Here is a 14222-nt window from a genome sequence, read left to right as displayed (position 1 = left end):
AGTAGGGTAGCTAGTGACGCCGTGGGCCAATGCCTGTAGCTGAGCCGGCACACCGTAGCATACAAAGCGCAGGCTGCTACCCCCGAAAGAAAAACCTGCGTCAGGGCTGCCCACAGTAATCCTGTTTTCAAAAATAGCGACAGGAAAAACGTGTAGCCTACATACTGAGCGCAATGCCCGGTAGGCAGCAGGCCAGTGGTATCTATATAGGTGGCACACTCCAGGTAGCGGTGGCCGTCGCCGTTGAGCCTCGGACCCTGATACTCGAACCAGCACCAACTCTGCATCACTACCCAAAGCACCACTAACAGCCAGCGGTGCCAGCGGTGGAGCCAGCGCCAGGGAGAAAGTAGTTAGGAAAAGGATGGTTGCATCAAGCAATAAAAAGAGCAGGCCAGGAGGCAAAATAGTTAACTTACCACCTAGGGGTGCGTATGCGGCTACAAAATACCACACTATATGCCTTTGCTCCGTTTACTCCGCCGTTTGCTACCGTTGCTGTTCTTAGTGGCATTAGGCTGGTTTCTGTGGGATAAAGTGGAGCCTACCCTATCAAGCTGGGGAAAGAGCCCGCTGGACATGGAGCCCAAAATCACCGTGACGCATAACACGGTACTGGAGAAAATAGAAGGCCTGGGCCGCTTGGAGCTGGTGCGCTATCAGTTTAAAGATGTAGTGGAGTACAAAAAAGAGTACTCTCGCTTTCTCCCCAATGCCAAGGTAGCCCTTATTGTGGCTGGCAATGCCATTGGTTGCTTGGATTTGCAAAAGGTGCGTCCGCAGGATGTGGTCTTTGTGGGCGACTCCATTGTGCGGGTGGCGCTACCCCCCGCGCAGCTCTGCACCTGGCAGGTAGACCACACCAAAAGCAAAGTGTATTCTGTCGAAAACGGCTACTTTCAGGATGCCGAGCTAGTAGACGCGGCCTATAAATACGCCGAAGCCAACGTGCGCCGGACTGCCTTGCAATCGGGTATTCTGGCTCAAACCCAGCAAAACGCCCAAAAGATTCTGCGGCCCATGCTGGAAACTCTCACGGGTAGGCAGGTGATACTCACGCAGCAAACTGCCGCGCCGCAAATGCCTGCCCGGCGGTAGGGTAGGAAAAACGTCACGCTACGTCTTCGCTCAGCATAACGTTCTGTATCAATAGTTCAGCCTACTCGTCCTCATCAGGTATCTTGCCTAAATCATCCAGCGCCATGCGGATCAGGTCCGATTCGTAGCCTTTCAGGGTAAGGTATTGCGTGAGTTTTAGGCGGCGCTTGCGCGGATTCGGCTCTTTTTCCTGGGCGTCTTTTTTCTCCAGTAAATCCGTGAGATTCTGGTAGTACTCGTCGCCGTCGATTTCCTTCATGCCGGCTTTAATGCAATAATCCGATAGGCCTTTTTGCTTCAGCTCTTGCGTGATGCGGCGGCGGCCCCATTTTTTCTGGCGGTAGTGGCCGCGCACGTAGCTGCGGGCATAGCGCTCCTCGTCGAGTAGGTTTTCGCGGCTAAGCTTGATGATGATTTCGCCGGCCTCATCTTCGGTCAGGCCATAGCCGCGCAGCTTGCTTTCGGTTTCTTTGAAGGTGCGTTCCTGGTAGGCACAAAAGGCCGCAATTTTGTGCAGCGCCTCACCAGGGGTGTAGGTCTTCGGCTTTTTATCGGGTTGATACATGCGGAGAAAGAAAGAATCGATACGATAACGAGGATACAGCGGGCCGCGTTCCGACGCAACCACCGCTTGGTACGTAAACGGGCAGCGCGGGAACAGCAGGCAACCTTTGCCCGGCAAAATCCCTCTATCTTCACAGTCTCCGTGTTTATTACAAAGTTGATGCGCTACCTGCTGCTTGTTGTATTGATTATAAGTGAGTTGTCGGCGCGAGCTGGCATTGTGCGCGGCCTTGTGACCGACCAGCAGAATCAGCCGTTGGCCTTCGCCAACGTAGCTGTGCGCGCCACGACCACCAGCACCGCAACCAACGAACAAGGCCGCTACCAGCTGCGCCTGGAGCCGGGGCAGTACGAGCTGGTATTTCAATACGTAGGGTTCAAGCCGCGCCTGCAAACCGTGCGCGTGGCCGGCGGCGACACCGCCACGGTCCTCAACGTGCAGCTTACCCCCGAAAATTACCAGCTCAACGAGGTAGTGGTGCGCGCCTCCGACCGCGACCCGGCCTACGCTCTGGTGCAGCAGGCCATCAACTGGCGGCGCTACCACGAGCGAGAGGTAGCCGCTTACCGGGCGCGCCTCTATGTGAAAGCCCTGGGCCGCCTCTCCGATGTACCGGGCAAGGTGCTGGGCCTCGTAAAGATCGGGCCGGACATCAAGCCGGGCATCTTCTACCTCTCCGAAACCATTTCCGACATCACCTTCCGCCAGCCCAACATCATCCAGGAAAAGATGCTGTCGAGTAGGGTGAGTGGCGATTCGAAGCGCGTGAGTTTCAACATTGCCAGTGCCGGCAAGGGGCTTAATTTTTACAGCAACCTGCTAAAAAGCAGCTTTTCGCAGCGAGGCTTTGTGTCGCCGATTGCCTCCAACGCCATGCTGTTCTACCAGTACGAGCTGGTAGGCTCTACCCAGCAGGGCGATTTGCTGATTCATAAAATCCGGGTGACGCCGCGCCGCCGCGCCGACCCGGCGTTTTCGGGTTTTATTTATCTGATTGACGGTACATGGCGGCTCTTCTCCGTGTCGCTCGACCTCAACAAAAGCGCCCAGCTAGAGTACGTCGACCATGTACACCTGGAGCAACAATTTATGCCCGCGCCGGGCGCGTCGGGCGTGTGGGTGATTCAGTCGCAGAAAGCTACGGCTACCTTCGAAGCGTTCGGGTTTAAGGGTAGCGCCAACGCCACAGCGGTGCTATCGAACTACAAAGTGGTGCCTACCTACGCCACGCCCCAGCAAGTGGCCGCGCCACCCGCGCCGGAGCCTGTGGCCAACGCCCCCGTGGAGCGTGAAACCGTGGCCGACGTACGCAAGCAACGCCTTACCCTGCGCGGCCTCAATCAGAAGGTAAAGCGGCAATTGCGCCGCAGCAACGCCGATTCTATCAATACCGCGCTGGGCATTGTGGAGCCGTTGCGCCGGGGCGAGATTCAGCGGGTAGAAGCCGGTGCTACCACCCAGGACTCGGCCTACTGGAACGAGGTGCGCCCGGTACCCCTCACGGCGGAAGAACAGCTGGACTACCACGTGAAGGACAGCACCGAGGTAGTGCGCAACTCGCGCCCCTACCAGGATTCCTTGGACCGCAAGCGCAACGAGTTGGGGGTAGGCAAGCTGCTGCTCAGTGGGTACACGCACAATAACACCTTTGCCAAGCGCCGATTGTACGTGCGACCGGTGTTCAACATCCTGCAATACAACACGGTAGAGGGCGTGGTAGCCAACGCCGAAGCCACCTATACGCAGGATACCGACGACCGGCGTCGCTTCCAGTTCACGCCTATCATCCGCTATGGTTTCGCGGCGAAGCTGCTGAGCCCCTCGGCGCAGATTGATTGGCAACTGGACCCGGTGGTGCTGCGCCGCCTGACTATTCAAGTGGGCCGCACGGTGGAGAATTTCGCCGAAAACACCCAACTCACGCCCTTCATCAACTCGGCGTATACGCTGTTGCGCAACCGCAACTACGCCAAGCTCTACCAGCGGCGCGGGGCCGAAGTGGCTTACCTCACCGAAGTTACCAATGGCCTGACCGTGCGCGGCGCCGTGAACTACTACGACCGACGCGAGCTGTTCAACAACACCTACGACTTACTTATCGACGTGCCCGGCCGTGCCTTCACGCCCAACACGCCCGCCAACGCCGAGCTGGCTGACACGGGTTTTGGCCGCAGCCAGGCCCTCACGCTGGAACTGACCGCCACCTACCAGCCCGGCCAGCGCTTCCTCACGCGCCCCGATGGTAAGGTGAACCTCTACACCCGCAAGCCGCAGTTCCGCTTCACGTTTTTGCAGGGCGTGCCTTCGGTGTTCGGGTCTGATGTGCGCTACACGCGCCTGGCAGCAGGCATTCGGCAGAGTATCCAGATGGGCTTGTTCGGCACCGGTACCTACGACGTGGCGGGCGGCGGCTACCTCGGCTCGCCGCGCTTGCAGTTCATGGACTACCGCCATTTTGCCGGCAACCAAACCATCCTGACCGGCAACTTCGCGCAGTTTCAACTGCTGGATTACTACCAGTACAGCACCCGCCGCGCCTACCTCGAAGCGCACTACAACCAGCATTTCAACGGCTTCTTCCTCAACAAAGTCCCGCTGCTGCGCCGCCTGAAGTGGCAGGAAGTGGCCTCGGTGAACTACCTACACACCCGCGCCGCCGGGCACTACCTGGAGTTGGGTGTGGGCATCGAGCACATCTTCAACATCTTGCGCATTGATGGCTATACGGCCCTGCAATCGGGAAAGCAAATAGGCAGCGGTGTACGGATTGGGCTAGGGTTTTAAAGTAGAAACCCGTAACCAAATTACAATAGACCGCTATGCTTGATCTGGCGTCCGCTTGTCGAAGCATGATAGTCCCAATATTTAGCTGCCTATAAACCTACGAGCGTACCACCGTTGCCGGCCTAATCGCCCTACCACGCACATTATACAGCACAATCGACACCAGAATAACCCCATACGCCCATAGCTCCACCGGCCGCGGCTGCTCCCCGAAATACCAGAACGCCAGCACGAAGCTTACTACCGGGTTCAGATACATCATGATGCCGACTGTGCCGGAGGTGAGGCCATTGAGGGCGTAGAGATTCAGGAAAAGCGGAAGAACGGTGAAGCCCACACTGAGAATACCCGCAAACAGCAACAGGCGCGTATCGGCGAAGCCGGCTTGTAGATCGGCGCCCAGCAGGGGGGCGGCGGGTAGGAGCACGGCCGCGGCCAGGAGCAGCTGAATGGTGAGGAGCACCAGCCGGTCGTAGCCCTGCACGATGCGCTGGGTGATAAGGTAGAGGGCGTAGGTAACGGCCACTACCAAGCTCATCAGTAGGGAGCGTACGTCGCCGGTAACGAGTAGGGTGCAGCTCAGTGCGCTTAGGCCAATTGCCAACCACTGCGGCAGCCGTAGTTGCTCGCGCAGCAGCAGAAACCCTAGCAACGACAATAAGATGGGGCAAATGAGGTAGGCAAACGAACCCGCCTGCACGCTCACCTGGTTGATGACGTAAATAAACAACAGCCAATTGCTCATCAGCAGCAAGCCGCCTACCACGGTGCCGCCCGCCACGCGCCATTGCTCTGCCCGTGCGGCCGCCCGGTACTGGCGCAAGGTAGCGCGCACCACCCCTACGCGCCCTACTCCGTGCAGCACCAGTAAGACTAGCACTGATAGCAGCACCCGGAACAGCAAGATCTGCCCGCTGGGGTAGGTGGTAAGCTGGCGCAGGGGTAGGGGGAAGAAACCCCAGATTAGAAAGGCAGTAAGCGCAGCCAGGTAGTAGCGGGTGGTTTTCATACAGCGAGAAAGGGCGCAAAGATACGCTGCCAGCTGCCGGTCGGCCACAACCGTTCTACCTTTGTAGCGGTTGTATTGCTCGTTATGCTTCAGTTCCTCAGTTTGCCCGCTCTCACCGGCGGCACCTTGCTCCAAACACCCGCTACGCCCGCGCCCGTGCAGCACTTGCTGCTGGATAGTCGGCGGGCTGACGCCCAGGCGGGCGGCGTATTTTTTGCCCTGCGCGGCGCCCAACACGATGGGCACCGCTACCTTGCGGAGGTGTACCAACGCGGCGTGCGTCTGTTTGTAGTCGACCAACCCGACGGCCTGCCCGCGCTACCCGGCGCCGGCGTACTGCTGGTACCCGATAGCCTGGCAGCCCTGCAAGCCGTGGCCGCCGCGCACCGGCGGCGGTTTCGCCTACCCGTGTTCGGCATCACGGGGTCTAATGGTAAAACCATCGTGAAGGAGTGGCTGGCCCAGCTGCTGAGCCCCGACGAGCTGGTGTGCAAGAGTCCGCGCAGCTACAACTCGCAGGTGGGCGTGCCCCTGAGCGTATGGGAACTGAACGCGTCGCACACGCTGGGCATCTTCGAGGCGGGCATTTCGGAGCCGGGCGAGATGGCGCGGCTGGCCCGCGTGGTGCAGCCTACCCTTGGCCTGTTCACTACCCTCGGTACGGCCCACGATGCCGGTTTTACTTCGCATGAGCAGAAAGTAGCGGAGAAGATGCAGTTGTTTACTGAGGTAGATATGCTGTTCTATTGCCGCGACCAGGAGTTGGTGCACGCGGCCGCTCAGCAGCTACCCAAAGCAGTGCGCACGTTTTGCTGGAGCCGCTTTCATCCCTACGAGGCCAACGTGGCCGTTACGCTTTTGGAGTCTGCCGCCGACCGTACCACCGTGCGCCTGGCCATGCAGCGGCCGTTGTTGCAGGAGCACACTTTCACCCTACCCTTCGCCGACGAGCCCTCGGTGGAGAATGCCTTGCACTGCCTTACGGTATTGCTGTGGCAGCAGGTGCCCGCGGCCGAAATCCAGCGCCGGCTGGACCGCTTGCAGCCCGTGGCTATGCGTCTGGAAATGAAGCAGGCCCTCAACGACTGCTACGTGCTCGACGACACCTACAACAACGACCTCGCTGGCCTCACGCTGGCCCTGGACATGTTAGCCCGCCAGCCGCGCCGGGGCCGCCGCACCCTCATTCTCAGCGACGTACTGGAATCGGGTCTGGCAGCTGATGAGCTGTATGGACGCGTAGCCCGGCAGCTGGCTACACATGGGGTAGAGCGGTTGGTAGGCATCGGGCCAGAAATCAGCGCGCACCAGCGTGTGTTTGGCAGCGCCGAGCAGGAATTTTATCCGGATACCGAAGCCTTCCTAGCCGGTTTTCAGGCCGATGATTTTCACCATGAAACCATTCTGGTAAAGGGTGCCCGGCGCTACGGCTTCGAGCGGATTGTGGCGGCGTTTCAGCAGAAAATCCACGGCACGGTGCTGGAAGTGAACCTCGATGCGCTGGTGCACAACCTCAACTACTACCGTCAGCGCCTCGCGGCCACCACCAAGCTCATGGTGATGGTGAAGGCCTTTGCCTACGGCAGCGGCAGCTACGAGGTAGCCAACCTGCTCCAATTTCATCGGGCCGACTACCTTGCCGTGGCCTATACCGACGAGGGCGTGGACCTGCGCGAGCACGGCATCAGCCTACCCATCATGGTGATGAACCCCTCGCCCGACAGCTTCCAAAAGCTGCGGCAGTATCACCTGGAGCCCGAAATCTACTCTTTTGAGCGCCTGCACGAGTACTTGCGGGCCGCCCGCGAGCAGCCCCTACCTGCCATTCACCTCAAGCTCGACACGGGCATGCGCCGCCTGGGTTTTGGCGAAGAAGACCTGGACGAGCTGTGCCAGGTGCTGCAAGCCAACGCCGCCGCCCTGCGCGTAGCCAGCGCCCTCACCCACCTGGCCGGCGCCGACGAAGCGCAGCACAACGATTTCTCGCAGCGCCAGCTGGCCGCTTTCCAGCGCATGACGCCCCGCCTCGAAGCCGCTTTGGGCTATTCCATCCTCAAACACGCGCTCAACTCGGCGGGTATTATCCGGTTCCCGGAAGCGCATTTCGATATGGTGCGACTGGGTATTGGGCTCTACGGAGTAGAAGCCACCGGCCAGCAGCCCGATGCCCTGCGCCCGGTCAGCACCCTGCGTACTACCATTTCTCAGATCAAAACCCTACCCGCCGGCGAAACTGTGGGCTACGGCCGCCGCGGCCAAGCCACTAACTACGACCGGCGCATTGCTACCCTGGCCATTGGCTACGCCGACGGCTACGACCGGCGCTTTGGCAATGGGGTAGGCGAGGTGCTGGTGCGCGGGCAACGCGCACCGCTCATTGGGAATGTGTGCATGGACATGTGCATGGTCGATGTGACCGGTGTAGTGGGTGCCCAGGCCGGCGAAGCGGCTGTATTATTTGGCGAGGGCCTACCCCTCACCGAGTTGGCCACCCGCATTGGCACTATTCCCTATGAACTGCTAACCAACGTGAGCGAACGGGTAAAGCGGGTGTTTGTGACGGAGTAGGGGAACCAGCGGAGAGATGCGGATAATATAAAAATACCTTTATAACTATATCCGCCGTACACCTAAACGATACTATCTCACCCTGATTCAACATGAAAAAGCATTTCCTTTCCTTGTTTGCCGCAACGGCCCTTCTTGCCTCTTGCAGCGACCTAAAAAATCCAGAAACCAAGAACGAGCCCCAGGATGCTACGGCTGATACGGCCGTTGTGTATAGAAATAGCGAAGGGCCAGCCCCCACAATTATCGATACGGACCCTGATTGGACCTACAACGCAGCCGATCTGCAGGTAGTAAATGACGAAGAAAGCGGTCTGCTGCCGGGCGTACGCATTCTAGCGGCCGGACGCGTGCGCCTCTATGGCCTCAACGATGAGGTGCTGTTTGATGTGGACAAAGCCACACTACGTCCCGAAGCCACCAAGGCCTTGCAGGATATTCTGAGTTCCATCGACAAGCGCTACCCCAACCGAGACATGCGTGTGTACGGCCATACGGATTCTACGGCCAGCGCCGCCTACAACAAAACGCTGGGCCGCGAGCGTGCCGACGCCGTGCGCAACTGGCTGGTAGAGCAAGGCAAAGTGCCCGAATCGCGCATCACAGTGAAGTCGCTGGGACAAGCGCAACCCATTGCGGATAATGGCACTGCTGCCGGCCGTCAGGAAAACCGTCGCGTCGAAATTGCCGTGCTCACCAAGTAAGTTAATTTCGTAGTCCCCTATACGCAACGCGGCCCCGATGCTAGTAGCATCGGGGCCGCGTTGCGTATAGGGCTTAGTATAATTAGTCTTTCAGCATATCTACTTCAGCCCGAATCATGGCGTTGTAGCGCTGGCCGTTGCTGGCTAGGGTGAGTAGGCTCCAGCCCTTGCCCATCGTGTAGCTCCAAGTGCGGCTTTCCTTGAACTCGAAGGTAGGCCGCAGAATCTGACCGTAGGGAGTATAGGTATCCATGAAGTTGGTGGTGTAGAACTTATCACCGCTCACAATCCATTCCATCGCTACAAAGAAGCCTTCTGTGGGTGCCTCAATATTATACGTAGTGAGGTCTACGGTATACCATTCACCGCCTTTCGGGGCCGACACGACTACGTTTTCGGTCAGCAGATCGGTGTTGGGCGAGTTGTAGTTACCGTCGGCGCGGTAGATGCGCACGCGGAACGGTTCACGGGGGAAGCCGTTTTCCCCGATGTAGAACGACACCGAGCGCACGTTGCCGAGTTTCTTGTTCTTGTCGTTCTTCACGAAGAACGCATACTGGCTACCGGGCATACCCTGAATCATCCCTTCGCCGGGGGTGTTGTTGCGCGACCCCAGCGACAGATCTTTCACTTTGGCGCCTTTTACAGTCACGTTGGCCAGTTCCACCACGCGGCGGGGCACTTCCACAATCATGTCGGGCACGTTCACGCCGCGCTTTATGGCAACAGCTTTGCGGTAGTAGCCCAAGGCCAGGATAATCAGCGAGTCCTGCGGCACCTTTTCGGGGGCGGCCATCTGGAAGAAACCGAACTCATTGGTGAGTGCGCCGGTTTGTTCTTCCTTCAGCCCCAACGAGGCAAAAGGAATAGGCTCCTTTGTTTCCTTGTCGACGACGCGACCAGAAATCCGGAACTGTCCTGCCGCTTGGTCCTGAGCAAAGCTCAGCGCAGGCAAAAAGAGGGCAAAAGCAAGGAGGGTGAATAGTCGTCTGAGCATAATAAAGTACGCTTGTATACTCCCAAACTACAAAAAATCGTGCCGTAATCGGCGGATAATCTTACTATATTCATAATTATGCAATTTGATTTTGAAATAGTGATACTACGCAGCAAAACGATAGGAAAGCACCAATTTTTAGTATAAATCTGGCCTTTGGCTGAAACATAAAAGGGTGGTACCTTTGTTTGAATAGAATCTAAATAGAAACTACCGCCGTGCCTGTGTCCTCTGCTTCTTTCCCTACTTCTACCGCCCGCAGTGTAAAAGACCTGCGCGTAGGCGAATCCGGTACTATCTGCTGCCTCAACGACCCCGAAATGGCGCTGAAACTGCTGGAAATGGGATGCATTCCGGGCACGCAGGTACGCCTAAACAGCAAAGCCCCGCTGGGCTGTCCCGTTACGCTGGTTCTCGGCAACGGCGACTACACCTTGTCGTTGCGCGTAAGTGAGGCCGCTACCATCATGCTGCGGGATTAGTACGAATAGTTAGGTAGGTAGATGGGTAGCGTTGATGTTACGATAAAGCGAGCGGGCGCCGGCATGTCGGCAACTACACTGGAAGTGGCGTCGCCGCGGCTGCCGGGCACGCTCACGCGCATTGCGCTGATTGGTAACCCCAACTCCGGCAAGTCGTCGCTGTTCAATCAGCTCACGGGCCTCAACCAGAAGGTAGGCAACTTCCCGGGCGTGACGGTGGACCGCAAAACCGGCGTGGCGCAAATTACGCCCCTGCTGCGCGCCGAAATCATCGACCTGCCCGGTACGTACTCACTCTACCCCAAAAGTCTCGACGAGCGGGTTATTACCGATCTGCTTTACGATAGAACCTCGGCCCAATACCCCGACTTTGTAGTTATAACGGCCGACGCAAGTAATTTGCGGCGCAACCTACTACTGTTCACGCAATTAGCTGATTTGGGTCTGCCCGCCGTACTGGCTCTTAATATGATGGACACGGCCGAGCAGCACGGCGTCAAAATTGACGTGGCGGCCTTGCAGCAAGAAGTAGGCGTGCCCGTCATTCCCATGAATGCCCGTAAAGGCATTGGCATAGCGGCCCTCAAGATTGTGATGGGCCAACAGTTGGCAGCGCCTACCGTGCGCTTCTACGAGCCCACCGAGGAGCTGCTGCCCATGATTCGGCAGATTCGTTACTACTTCAACCTCCACAACGATTACTTGGCGCTGCACTACGCGCATCAGTACCAACGCATTAGCTTTCTGACTGCCGACGAGCAAGCCTACATCGGGGAGTTGGTGCAGCAGTACGGTTTCGAGCCCACAGCGCAGCAAGCTCAGGAGACAATTGACCGTTACGCCCGCATCAACGAGCTACTGCTGAACGTAGTAGAAGTAACACGTACCGACGAGGCCGAGCCCTATAGCAACCGCATCGACCGGGTGCTGACGCATAAGGTCTGGGGCTACCTGATTTTCTTCGGGGTGCTGTTTCTCATGTTCCAGGCGGTGTTTGCCTGGGCCAGCTACCCTATGGAGCTGATTGACGAAGGCGTGGCCTGGATCAATCAATTGGTGCAAACCAACTTCGAGGGGCCGCTCATCAGTCTGCTCACGGAAGGCGTACTGGCCGGCCTGGGCGGCGTGCTGATTTTCATTCCGCAGATTTCTCTGTTGTTTGCTTTCATCGCGGTGCTGGAGGAAACCGGCTATATGGCCCGCGTCACGTTCATGATGGACCGCATCATGCGCAAGTTTGGGCTGAACGGGAAAAGCGTCGTGCCACTGATTTCGGGGGTAGCGTGCGCCGTGCCGGCCATTATGAGCGCCCGCACCATCGAAAACTGGAAGGACCGCATCATTACCATCTTCGTGACGCCGCTGATGTCGTGCTCGGCGCGTATTCCGGTGTATACCGTGCTTATTGGGCTGGTAGTGCCCGATACGCCGGTGCTAGGCATCTTCAACCTGCGTGGTATTGCGTTGATGGGGCTGTATCTGCTGGGTTTCTTCGCCGCTATTTTGTCGGCATTGGCCATGAAGTTTCTGCTGAAAACCCGCGAGCGGAGCTACTTTATTATGGAGTTTCCGGTGTACCGCTGGCCGCGTTGGAAAAACGTGGGCATTACCATCGTAGAGAAGGTGAAAACCTTCGTGTTTCAGGCGGGTAAGGTGATTGTGGCTATTTCCGTTATCCTGTGGGTGCTAGCCTCCTACGGCCCTGGCGACCAGCTGGCCCAAGCCGAAACTCAAGCCCGTGCTGCGGCCACGCAGCAGCAACTCTCGCCCGAAGAAACGGAAAATGCAGTGGCCTCAGCCAAGCTCGAAAACTCCTACGCCGGTACGATAGGGCATGCGCTGGAGCCCGGCATCCGTCCGCTGGGCTTCGACTGGAAAATTGGTATTGCATTGATTACCTCCTTTGCTGCCCGTGAAGTGTTTGTGGGTACCATCTCCACTATCTACAGCGTAGGGCAGGATGCCGACACGCGCACCATTCAGCAAAAGCTCGCCACCGCCCGCGACAGCCAAGGCCAGCCGTTCTTCACGCCGGTGCGGGCCTTGTCGCTGTTGGTATTCTATGTATTTGCGATGCAGTGCATGAGTACACTTGCCGTTACCTACCGCGAAACGAAGGGCTGGAAGTGGCCTATTCTGCAAGCTGTGTATATGACAGGGCTTGCTTATGCTGCTTCGTTGCTAGTGTACCAGCTAGGTTCGTAGGGGCGAAGTAATTTTGTAGGTAAATAAGAAAAACGTCTGCCATCCTGAGCGGAGCGAAGGACCTTATGCCCGCAGAACGAGTCGTTAGTACGATAGTCGTTCTGCGGGCATAAGGTCCTTCGCTCCGCTTAGGATGGCAGACGTTTTCGCTCAGTATCTTACCCTACTGCCCTACCAAAAACACCGCTGGTTGCTTGTGAATCTCGGGGAGGCCGCGCTTTTTCCAGCCAGCAACCGTATCGGTGCGCACGTACTCATTGGAGGCCGTGAGGCTGGCTGCAATGCACAGGCGGGTAGAAGGCTGCAACTGGCTCAGCAGGTCTTCGAGCAATGGCATGTTGCGGTAGGGCGTTTCGATGAATAGCTGGGTTTGGTGTTGAGCCAGCGCTACGCGCTCTAGTTGCTTCACGGCCGCAGCACGGCGGCCCCGGTCGATGGGTAGGTAGCCGTGAAAGGTGAAGCTCTGCCCGTTCATGCCGGAAGCCATCAGGGCCAGCAGCAAGCTGCTGGGGCCTACCAGCGGCACCACCCGGATACCCAATTGGTGCGCCCGCCGGGCCAGCTCGGCGCCGGGGTCAGCCACGCCGGGGCAGCCTGCTTCGGACAGCACGCCTGCATCTTGTCCCGCCGCCACTGGCGCCAGCGCCGCCTGAATCTGTGCTTCCGTGCTGTCTTTGTCAATCACCGTGAGGCGCAGGTCTTCGATAACCTGCTCGGGTGCTACCTGCTTGATGAAGCGCCGCGCCGTACGGGCGTTTTCGACCAGGAAATACCGGAGCGCGGCAATCTGCGCCGGTACCTGAGCCGGCAGCACCTGCGTGGCCGTATCGTCGGCCAGCACGGTAGGAAGGAGGTAGAGCGTACCAGGTGTCAATGAAGAGTTAAAAATTAAGAATTAAAAATGATTGTCTGCCTTTAGTTGAAGCTGATATAGCAGGCGTGTTATGCGTTGCTTGCAAGGCTCTTATGGTACCTAGCCTACCTATTTCTAGGTATCTATTCTTACTTACCCCTGGTCCACGAAGGCTTTTACCAACTCGAATACCTGATCGGGTTCCTCAGCGTGCACCCAGTGGCCGGCGTTGGGGATGGTAGCGATGTGGCTGTTCGGAAACAGGGCCGGAATGCCGTGCAGCTTGTCCTCGGGCGTGATGTAGTTGGAGCGGCCTCCGTTGATGAACAGGGTAGGCTTCAGGAAAGGCGTGTCGTTGGTGATTTCCTCGCCAATCTGGGCCATTTCGGCGTCCAGCACGGCCAGATTAGGGCGCCAGGCGAAGGAGTTATCTTTGCGGCGGTAGAGGTTTTTGAGCAGGAACTGTCGTACGTCGGGCTGCGAAATGTGCTGGGCCAGTGCGTCGTCGGCGGCCTGGCGGGAAGTGCAGGTAGTGAAATCGACGGCGTGCAGACCAGCCAGAATATCATCCTGGTGGCGCATATCCGAGAAGGCGGGCGCAATGTCAACCACAATGGCCTGGGCCAAGTAGCTGGGGTGGTCGAGGGCGAAGCGCATAGTTACCTTGCCGCCCATGCTGTGGCCTAGTAGGGTAGTGCGGTCGGCGGGAAGTTGCAATTGCGCAAACAGCTTGCGCACGTCTTCGCTCATCAACTCGTAAGTGTGCTCGGGTGCGTGCGGCGAGCGGCCGTGGTTGCGCAAATCCACCAGCACCACGCGGTAGTGCTCAGCCCAGCGCCGGGCCAGGGTTTGCCAGTTGTCGAGAGTGCCGAAAAGGCCGTGCAGGATAACCAGGGTACGCTCGCCCTGCCCCAGTTCGCGGTAGTGTAGTTGCATAGTGCCGGTAAAGGTCGGAAG

General features: G+C 58.1%; 11 protein-coding genes. 6 read left to right on the top strand and 5 right to left on the bottom strand.

All coding sequences use genetic code 11. From position 1 onward, the window contains the following. Nucleotides 1-459: 459 nt before the first annotated feature. On the top strand, nt 460-1098 hold the full coding sequence (locus J4D97_RS19150) for a DUF4230 domain-containing protein (RefSeq protein ID WP_185282271.1): 639 nt from the start codon (nt 460-462) through the stop codon (nt 1096-1098). Between the two features lie 61 nt (nt 1099-1159). On the opposite strand, the gene J4D97_RS19145 is transcribed toward J4D97_RS19150, so the two are convergent. Continuing rightward, nucleotides 1160-1663: a regulatory protein RecX gene (locus J4D97_RS19145; RefSeq protein WP_185282272.1), complete on the bottom strand. Its 504-nt coding sequence runs from the start codon at nt 1661-1663 to the stop codon at nt 1160-1162. Nucleotides 1664-1804: 141 nt separating this feature from the next. On the opposite strand from J4D97_RS19145, the gene J4D97_RS19140 reads away from it, so the two are divergent. Beyond that, nucleotides 1805-4447: a DUF5686 and carboxypeptidase regulatory-like domain-containing protein gene (locus tag J4D97_RS19140; protein ID WP_208308973.1), complete on the top strand. Its 2643-nt coding sequence runs from the start codon at nt 1805-1807 to the stop codon at nt 4445-4447. Between the two features lie 97 nt (nt 4448-4544). On the opposite strand, the gene J4D97_RS19135 is transcribed toward J4D97_RS19140, so the two are convergent. Continuing rightward, the gene (locus tag J4D97_RS19135; protein WP_208308972.1) at nt 4545-5456 is read right to left on the bottom strand and encodes an EamA family transporter; all 912 of its coding nucleotides are present in this window, start codon (nt 5454-5456) and stop codon (nt 4545-4547) included. A gap of 84 nt (nt 5457-5540) precedes the next feature. Here J4D97_RS19135 and J4D97_RS19130 point away from each other — a divergent pair, with 84 nt between their 5' ends. Continuing rightward, the gene (locus J4D97_RS19130) at nt 5541-8024 is read left to right on the top strand and encodes a bifunctional UDP-N-acetylmuramoyl-tripeptide:D-alanyl-D-alanine ligase/alanine racemase (RefSeq protein WP_208308971.1); all 2484 of its coding nucleotides are present in this window, start codon (nt 5541-5543) and stop codon (nt 8022-8024) included. A gap of 92 nt (nt 8025-8116) precedes the next feature. Then, nucleotides 8117-8728: an OmpA family protein gene (locus J4D97_RS19125; protein WP_208308970.1), complete on the top strand. Its 612-nt coding sequence runs from the start codon at nt 8117-8119 to the stop codon at nt 8726-8728. 82 nt (nt 8729-8810) lie between these two features. Here J4D97_RS19125 and J4D97_RS19120 read toward each other — a convergent pair whose 3' ends face one another. After that, nucleotides 8811-9683 (bottom strand): carboxypeptidase-like regulatory domain-containing protein, encoded by an 873-nt coding sequence (locus J4D97_RS19120; RefSeq protein ID WP_208308969.1) that lies wholly within the window; start codon nt 9681-9683, stop codon nt 8811-8813. A 266-nt stretch (nt 9684-9949) separates the two neighbouring features. Here J4D97_RS19120 and J4D97_RS19115 point away from each other — a divergent pair, with 266 nt between their 5' ends. Together J4D97_RS19115 and feoB are read left to right on the top strand one after the other, a co-directional pair. After that, nucleotides 9950-10207 carry a FeoA family protein gene (locus tag J4D97_RS19115; RefSeq protein ID WP_185282277.1) on the top strand — a complete coding sequence of 86 codons (258 nt, stop codon included), beginning with the start codon at nt 9950-9952 and terminating at the stop codon, nt 10205-10207. Nucleotides 10208-10270: 63 nt separating this feature from the next. Further along, entirely contained in the window at nt 10271-12412 is a 2142-nt protein-coding gene (gene feoB, locus J4D97_RS19110; RefSeq protein WP_208308968.1) for a ferrous iron transport protein B, read from the top strand. Nucleotides 12413-12575: 163 nt separating this feature from the next. Here the strand turns inward: feoB and J4D97_RS19105 are convergent, their stop codons facing one another. After that, nucleotides 12576-13286 (bottom strand): SAM-dependent methyltransferase, encoded by a 711-nt coding sequence (locus J4D97_RS19105; protein ID WP_208308967.1) that lies wholly within the window; start codon nt 13284-13286, stop codon nt 12576-12578. A gap of 132 nt (nt 13287-13418) precedes the next feature. Continuing rightward, on the bottom strand, nt 13419-14201 hold the full coding sequence (locus tag J4D97_RS19100; RefSeq protein ID WP_208308966.1) for an alpha/beta fold hydrolase: 783 nt from the start codon (nt 14199-14201) through the stop codon (nt 13419-13421). Nucleotides 14202-14222 lie beyond the last annotated feature (21 nt).

The organism is Hymenobacter defluvii (assembly GCF_017589435.1).
Classification (GTDB): domain Bacteria; phylum Bacteroidota; class Bacteroidia; order Cytophagales; family Hymenobacteraceae; genus Hymenobacter; species Hymenobacter profundi.
Note: the sequence above shows the minus strand (reverse complement) of the source record. Positions and strands in the feature narration are given on the sequence as shown.